Origin of the sequence: Clostridium sp. (assembly GCF_029267215.1) — a bacterium.
Lineage (GTDB): Bacteria > Bacillota > Clostridia > Clostridiales > Clostridiaceae > Sarcina.
Genome location: NZ_JARIDH010000070.1, coordinates 1 through 6,273, shown reverse-complemented (window position 1 = coordinate 6,273; position 6,273 = coordinate 1). Strand labels below are relative to the sequence as shown.

Below are 6,273 nucleotides of genomic sequence, written 5' to 3'. Positions count from 1 at the left end.
ATTACTTTATAAAAATGCTAATTAGTGATACTGCAAATATTATTTGGCAAGTTCCAACAAGACCACCATAAAGCATTGCTTTAGGTCCTTCTTTTACTAAATCACTTATTTTAACTCTCATTCCTATACCTGCTAAAGCTATTATTTCAAAGTTTGAACTTACCCACTTAAAAGCATGTCCAACATTTCCTGGTACTACACCTAATGTGTTTAATATACAAACTATGAAAAATCCTATTATAAACCAAGGTATTCTAACTTTATGAGTTGGTTTATGATGATGTTTTATTTCATCTTTATTTTCTTCCTCAACCTCTATTTTTGCAAAGACTAAAACCACAACTACTAAGAATATAATTCTTATAATCTTAAACACTGTAGCCATCTCAACAACGTTATCTCCAATAAATTTAGCTGAACCTATAACTTGTCCAACAGACTGAAGAATTCCTCCCATTAATGCTGATGTTTGCATTACATTATTTTTATAAAGAAAAGCTGTAATTACTGGTAAAAGTATCATAAGTATTGTACCTGTTACATTTACTATTGTAATGGCTATAACCTTGTCTGATTCATCAGATTTTATAACTGGTGCAACTGAACCAATAGCTGATGATCCACATACTGCATTACCTGCTGACATTAATAAAGAATATTTTTGATTAAAACCTAATTTTCTTCCTATAAAATAAGTTGTGCTTATTGTTAAAGTCATTAATATAGCTATGTACAAAACTCCACTAAAACCTAAGTGCATTATATCCATTATATTTAAAGAAGCTCCCATTAAAACTATTGAATAGTTTAAAAGGTCTTTCTCTGAAAACTTAGTCCCTTTATCATATTTACTGCTTTTTAAAAATGTATTTCCTGCAAAAATACCTATGAATATAGCAAAACTTGCAGCTCCAATAGTAGGAAACTTATGTCCTAGGCCCTCTGCTATTATTCCTATTATTAAACATATTATAAGTCCTGGTATAATTCCATTAAATTTATTTTTTATGTTATTAAAACTTAATATATTTCCTTTCATCTAGTCACCTCTTATTTTTTCAAAATCTAAACTATTATTTTTATATTAATCTTTGAAACTTATTTCAATTTTTTGAACAATCTTATTATATATTCATTCTTATATAAGTAAAAATACTTTAAATTGATATAATATATAAGTAAAAACTTATATAAATGTATAAATTTATTCTTTCTGTTATACTAATTTAATGTCAAATCAACAGATAAAGTAAATTATATCATTATTTTTGTCATATATATTTGACATTAGTAAAATTTGGAGTTAATATAAAACTAATAGGAGGATTATTATGGAAAATAATAAAAATAAAAGAATGAAGGTTGCAAGAGTTGAAAATGATTTATCACAGGATGATCTAGCTAAGAAAGTTGGAGTTACTAGACAAACTATAAGCATGATTGAATCAGGTAAATACAATCCTACCTTAAAACTATGTATTTCAATTTGCAAAGAATTAGGTAAAACTTTAGATGAACTTTTTTGGGAGGAATAAGTTATGGAAAGAATACTTAACCATTTTAGAATTCGAGATGAAAGAATAAAAAAAGAAACAGACTCTGTAAACTTAAAAGCTTATGCCATTTTACAGATTACCTGTTTAGTTACCATACTAATAAAAGCTATATTTTTAAAAGTAACTTTACTTAACATAGCAGTAGAACTATTTGCATTAATAGGATGTAATTCATACATAATTATTAGAAGTATTATGATTGGTGTTAATCCTTTAGAATTATTAAAAGGAAAAGATGAATGCTTACTTTCAATTAGAAATGAAGTTATTTCCCAATCATTCTATGTATCATTTTATATGGTTGTCTTTTCAGGATTAATTTATTTATGGGGTCTTAATAAAATTTATATTGCAGCAATAAATTTTTTAATTTTCTTAATCCCTGGTATTTATGCCACTTATTATTACTTAAAATATGGTCTTCTTATTTTACAAAAAAGAAATAAAGAATTTTCAAAAACAAGATTTAAAGTTCGTTTATCCCTTTGTTCTCTAGGGTATGGAGTAATAGTTTCATTACCATATAATACTTCTCCAATTTTAAGCTTTAATTTCTTAATAAAAGGAGTTTTACTTTCTGCAGTATTATGGGGTGTACCTATGTACATAATCCTTTCTTTAATGATAAAACGCTCAAAAAAGAATGCTGATAAAAGAGCCAGCTAAAATAAAATATTTCATACTAAACAAAGCAAATTAATAATCTAAATTTTCATCCATTGTTTTATCCTAAGTATAATTTTATACTAAATAAAGTAAAATAATAATCTTAAAATAACCTTAAATACTTTATACTTCCCTCAAAATTTCTGGGTATTTTGATATACTATTAATAAACAATATTTTACTTTCAAAGAATAAATTAACTCTATATTTAGGTAATAATTAAATTTTAATATCTGAAAATAAAGATATTAATTTTATATGTGAAAATTTTTCTAAAAACAACTTTAAATGTTTTCTATTCCCTTTATACATAACTTTATTTAAAAATAAATATTTAACTCTAAAAGAAGTTAGTTAACTAATTATACTTAGCCGCTCACTACTTATAGAATATTAAGAGTTATCTAAAATTTAATTAAAATTAATATACATATAAACTGGTGCTGATTTTACATAGAACTTCACACCATTTAATAATCAGTCTAAAGTTTTATTTAATTAATATATCTAAAGACCTAATTAAAATCTATACTTAATTAAAAATACTTAATTGAAATTTATGAAAGAAGGTAGTACATATGAAAAAGTTTTTTAAAACCTTAGGCTTTGTTATTGGATTACCAATACTTTGGTCTATAATATTAGGACTTATAACTGGAGCTTATATAGGTTATTATTCTGTAGCCAACAAGGTAAATATTTCTTTATTGCCTAAAGATGAATTAATGAAAATACTTACTCCAGTAAACTATAAACTTACTTTAATAGGGGATGTAACATTCCTTATAATACTATTTTTAATATTCTTATTTACAAAAGAAAAACTTATTAGAAGATGTAGATTTCATAAACTTAGTTTAAAAAATATTGGACTAATATCATTAACTTCTATAGGAATAGCTTTTTTAATAATCTTATTAATGCAAGTATTTTCTTCACTATTCCCTAGCTTATTCAAAAGCTATGAAATGGTATCAAATTCAATAACTGCTTCCCATGGTTCATTTATAACTTTATTAGGTCTTATAGTATTAATACCTATTTTTGAGGAAATATTCTTTAGAGGCGTTATATTTGGATTTTTAAGAGATAATTTTAAATTCCCAATAGCATTAATAGTACAAGCTTTAATCTTTGGAATTGCTCATGGTAACTTAGTTCAAGGAACTTATGCATTTATCCTTGGATTATTCCTAGGAATTGTATTTTACTACACAGATTCATTATTTGCATCAATTACAGCTCATATAACATATAACTTATTTGGAGTTTTATTAATACCAATGTTACTTGGGCTTAGCACAGTAATATCTCCATTAATAATACTATTAATAGAAGTTGTTGTTGCATTATTTACATTAATCTTAGGTGGAAGATTACTTTCAAAAAGCTTACGTTCACAAGCTAATATGTTTTAATAAAAATTAAGGTGGCTATATTAAAATAACTTTTTAATAAAACTTTCAAACAATATTCCTATAGGGACTAACTATACTTGGAATATATTTAAAAGTTTCATTTTAAGTTTTAGTATAGCCCTATTTTTATATTCAACTCTTATACTATTAAGTTTAAACTTTTTATAAAAACTAATTAAATAATTATAACCTTATAATTTAGAGAGTTCTAATTTCTAACATAAAAGCACTAATTAATCAAAACAACATAACATACAAAAAGGAGAGGTAAACTATGCAAAAATTCAAATCGGTAATTTTAACTACAATAGGCTTTCCAATTTTCTATAATATATGTAGCATAGTTCCATTATTTTTTTTAACACTTATTTTTTGCTTATTTTTAGGTATTGCTCCTAGTAGTCTAATAGCTTCACCTAAGTATTCTGGCATATTCGAAAGCCTACTCTATATTTTTACTGCATTATTTGTTTTTTATATGTTAAAAAAGATAACAAAATTCTCAAAGGAAACCATAAAAACTTTTTGTAGTCCAAATAAACTACAATTAAAAAATTTAATTTATATATCAATGTTTTTCTTTGGATTTTCAGTATTTTTCAATATGCTTATTAACATTTTCTATGAAATATTCCCAGATTTATTTAAAAGTTATGAAGAAGTTACAAATAGTATAGAGTCAAGCTTATTATCTCCACTTGGATTTTTAGAAATAATAATACTTGCTCCTATTTTTGAAGAAATATTTTTTAGAGGAATAATCTTTGGATACCTAAAGAAAAACTTCAAACTTTCAGTCGCTATAATTATTCAAGCTATTTCCTTTGGAATTTTTCACCATAATCTATTTCAAGGTTTATATGCCTTTTTAATGGGATTAGTTTTAGGAATAATATTTACTTATTTCAATTCCATATATGCTTCCATAACTGGCCATATGATATTTAATTTATTTGGTGTTATGTTTAGTAATCTACTCTTTTCATCAAATTTAGTTAGTACATTAACAATTGTAATTTCTTTAATATTAATGTTATTTGGTGGTTATAAAATAATAGTCTATAAAAATCTTAATAAAAAACCTGTTAAAAACTAATGTAAATAACTTTACTCTTAACTAAGACTTTAAGTGTATTGATTCCACATAATATTTAATTATAATTTGTTCTAAACCAGTATTATTTTAAATTAAGTGTAAAGAGTACCCTACTAAAATCAATATTAAATTAAAACAAAGCCTTAAATAAAAACAGAGGTTATCTAAAATTCACTTTTTAGATAACCTCTTAATTTTTCAAATTATAAACTATCATAAAATCTAATGCTAGTTTATAACTTAGTCTAACTCTCTACTAAGCCTAAAGCTCATTATTTATTATAAAGTTCATATACTAATGAACCTGTCATATCAACACCTAATTCAGTAGCCTTCTTATAACATTCAAAGGATTTTAAATGGTCTCTTTCAACTCCTAATCCTTTTTCATAAAGATTTCCTAATCTCTTAAAACCTTCTCCACAATTAAATTCTCCTGCTCTTTCATAGAACATTCTAGCTTTTTCATAATCTTGTTCAAACCCTATTCCTTCTTCATACATGGAGCCTATGCTAACTAAAGCTTTAATATATCCTAACTTTCCTGCTTTTCTAAAGAATTCAACTGCTGTAGCATAATCAACTTCAACTCCTAATCCCGCCTTAAACATATTTCCTATATTATAGAAAGCTAATGGATTTCCAAGTCTTGCAGACTTCTCATAAAGTTTCATGGCCTCACTATAATCTTTCTTAACATATCCTCCATTGAAGTATAAATCTCCTAATCTTAAAGCCCCATTAGAATCTCCTAATTCATCAGCTAATTTATAATATTCCATTGCTTTTTCAAGATTCTTCTCAACATGGTAACCTTCTTCATAAATTATTCCTATGGCAGAAGCACCCTCCCCATATCCACATTCAATAGCTTTTTTATACCACTTTATACTTTCCTCTATATTAACTTTTCCAGTATCTTTTCCAAAATAATATATTGAAGCTAGGTTAAATAAAGCCTCTTTGCATCCATTATTAGCTGACTTTTCATACCACTTTTTAGCTTCTTCAATGCTAGCTTCTACTCCATTTCCATACTCATGCATAAGTCCAATATTAAACTGTGCTAACTTGTCCTTATCTGCAATCTTATAAAAATACTCTAAAGCCTTCTTATAATTTGGCTCTCCAAGCTTTCTCCAGTAATAAACTAAACCTAAAGCATAGATTGCTCTTTCATCACCATTTTCACCTGCTTTTTCTAGCCATTTAACACCTTTTTCTGGTTCATTTATCTCAATCCAAGCCTCATCCTTTATAGGTGTTCTAAAGAATTGTGAAAGCCAGTAGCATCCATCTAAATATGCCTTTCCTAATATAAACTGAGTCTCTATATTTCCAGATTCAGCCGCCTCTTCACAAAGCTTTAAAAATTTATTTATATCCTGTTTTTTACCTTCTCCAAGTATATAATCAACAGCTTTTTCTAACTTCTCATTACTTTCACATAATCTTTTATCTGAGTTACTCATAAAATTTCTCCCCCTAAAATACTCAAAAATAAGTTTAAAAATCTTTGGTTAAACATTTACTTTTT

Annotated in this window: 6 protein-coding genes; 4 read left to right on the top strand and 2 right to left on the bottom strand. The window is 25.8% G+C overall.

The features are described from left to right. Nucleotide 1: 1 nt before the first annotated feature. Nucleotides 2-1,039: a YeiH family protein gene (locus Q1K13_RS11580; RefSeq protein ID WP_300351029.1), complete on the bottom strand. Its 1,038-nt coding sequence runs from the start codon at nt 1,037-1,039 to the stop codon at nt 2-4. A gap of 292 nt (nt 1,040-1,331) precedes the next feature. Here Q1K13_RS11580 and Q1K13_RS11575 point away from each other — a divergent pair, with 292 nt between their 5' ends. The 4 genes from Q1K13_RS11575 to Q1K13_RS11560 all read left to right on the top strand — a co-directional run bounded on the left by Q1K13_RS11575 (nt 1,332) and on the right by Q1K13_RS11560 (nt 4,736). Beyond that, on the top strand, nt 1,332-1,535 hold the full coding sequence (locus Q1K13_RS11575) for a helix-turn-helix transcriptional regulator (RefSeq protein ID WP_300351026.1): 204 nt from the start codon (nt 1,332-1,334) through the stop codon (nt 1,533-1,535). Between the two features lie 3 nt (nt 1,536-1,538). Beyond that, nucleotides 1,539-2,222, top strand: coding sequence for a DUF6773 family protein (locus Q1K13_RS11570; protein ID WP_300351025.1), 684 nt, complete (start codon nt 1,539-1,541; stop codon nt 2,220-2,222). A 578-nt stretch (nt 2,223-2,800) separates the two neighbouring features. Further along, nucleotides 2,801-3,640, top strand: coding sequence for a CPBP family intramembrane glutamic endopeptidase (locus Q1K13_RS11565; RefSeq protein ID WP_300351022.1), 840 nt, complete (start codon nt 2,801-2,803; stop codon nt 3,638-3,640). Between the two features lie 274 nt (nt 3,641-3,914). Then, complete coding sequence (locus Q1K13_RS11560) at nt 3,915-4,736, top strand: CPBP family intramembrane glutamic endopeptidase (protein ID WP_300351019.1); 822 nt, start codon at nt 3,915-3,917, stop codon at nt 4,734-4,736. Nucleotides 4,737-5,008: 272 nt separating this feature from the next. Here Q1K13_RS11560 and Q1K13_RS11555 read toward each other — a convergent pair whose 3' ends face one another. Next, nucleotides 5,009-6,208, bottom strand: a complete 1,200-nt coding sequence (locus Q1K13_RS11555; protein WP_300351015.1) for an SEL1-like repeat protein — start codon at nt 6,206-6,208, stop codon at nt 5,009-5,011. Nucleotides 6,209-6,273 lie beyond the last annotated feature (65 nt).

Excerpts from the sequence above, each read along its gene's own strand:
- Q1K13_RS11580 (WP_300351029.1), bottom strand. The coding sequence starts at position 1,039 with ATGAAAGGAAATATATTAAGTTTTAATAACATAAAAAATAAATTTAAT.
- Q1K13_RS11575 (WP_300351026.1), top strand. The coding sequence starts at position 1,332 with ATGGAAAATAATAAAAATAAAAGAATGAAGGTTGCAAGAGTTGAAAAT.
- Q1K13_RS11570 (WP_300351025.1), top strand. The coding sequence starts at position 1,539 with ATGGAAAGAATACTTAACCATTTTAGAATTCGAGATGAAAGAATAAAA.
- Q1K13_RS11565 (WP_300351022.1), top strand. The coding sequence starts at position 2,801 with ATGAAAAAGTTTTTTAAAACCTTAGGCTTTGTTATTGGATTACCAATA.
- Q1K13_RS11560 (WP_300351019.1), top strand. The coding sequence starts at position 3,915 with ATGCAAAAATTCAAATCGGTAATTTTAACTACAATAGGCTTTCCAATT.
- Q1K13_RS11555 (WP_300351015.1), bottom strand. The coding sequence starts at position 6,208 with ATGAGTAACTCAGATAAAAGATTATGTGAAAGTAATGAGAAGTTAGAA.